1 protein-coding gene is annotated in these 635 nt (G+C 48.0%); it reads left to right on the top strand.

Annotated elements, in window-relative coordinates:
* Positions 1-635 (top strand): transposase (locus tag IS446_RS00055; RefSeq protein WP_203057130.1); only part of this gene is annotated, 635 nt, incomplete at both ends.

Genomic DNA, 635 nt, shown 5'->3' with positions numbered 1-635 from the left:
TATGCCCAAAGCCTGGAACAACGTTCCAAGACCGATATGTTAGACAGCCGGGTATTGGCTAGCTTGGGTGTGGAACGCAGGTTGACGCTGTGGTCACCTCCCTCGCCCTTACTAAGAGATCTAAAAAGCCTGAGCAGGGAACGTAGTTTATTGATCCGCGAACGCAGTCATGAGAAGAATATAGAACACGCCCTGACCAATGCAGGTTCTTATCATGCAAGAACCTTAAAACGGCTTAAACAACGTCTGGTTTTATTAAACAAGCAGATCACCCAGGTAGAACAGGAAATGCAGCAGCTTATGGAAACAGATCCCGAGTTAATGCAAAAGATGGATTACCTGATGAGTATACCGGGGATCTCTTTTGTGGCGGCAGCAACGGTTATCGGAGAGACCTTAGGCTTTAAGGACATTACCAGCGCCAAACAACTCACCAGCTACGTGGGCTATGATGTGGTCTTACGCGAGTCGGGAACCATGAAAGGCAAATCGAAGATCAGCAAGAAAGGGAACCGTCATATACGGGCAGTACTCCACATGCCCTCCATGACGGCAGTACGGTGCAACCCAACCTTAAAACCCTTTTACATGCGCCTTAAATCCACTAAATCCAAGCCTATAATTGGCCTGGTTGC

Origin of the sequence: Robertkochia sediminum (assembly GCF_016786255.1) — a bacterium.
Taxonomy (GTDB): domain Bacteria; phylum Bacteroidota; class Bacteroidia; order Flavobacteriales; family Flavobacteriaceae; genus Robertkochia; species Robertkochia sediminum.
This window is presented reverse-complemented; position numbering and strand designations above follow the sequence as displayed.